Below are 334 nucleotides of genomic sequence, written 5' to 3'. Positions count from 1 at the left end.
AAGGAAACAAAGTTGAAACCACCGCAACAGGCACAACGGTTACTGACGCAGACGGAAATAGCGTAGAAACGACCGCACTTGGTACGATGATTGAGGATAAAGAGGGCAATCTCGCCAACCACAATGCGAAATCAACCGGCTTCCTCGACAAAGACGGCAATATGGGCGGTTACAGTGCGAAAGGGGTTGAGTTAGAAGATGCGGACGGCAACAGTGCCAGCATCAATGCGAGCGGCACCAGCCTTGCAGACGTTGACGGCAACACAGCAAGTCATACGGCAGCCGGTTCAACCTTAAACGACACAAACGGCAACACCAACGAAGTGAAAGCTGA

1 protein-coding gene is annotated in these 334 nt (G+C 51.8%); it reads left to right on the top strand.

Features of this window, described 5'->3' with window-relative positions; genetic code table 11:
* Window positions 1-334, top strand: a 334-nt coding sequence (locus AM305_RS12380) for a hypothetical protein (protein WP_005822361.1), incomplete at both ends; no start/stop codon positions are given.

The organism is Actinobacillus minor NM305 (assembly GCF_000175195.1).
Lineage (GTDB): Bacteria > Pseudomonadota > Gammaproteobacteria > Enterobacterales > Pasteurellaceae > Haemophilus_A > Haemophilus_A minor.
This window is presented reverse-complemented; position numbering and strand designations above follow the sequence as displayed.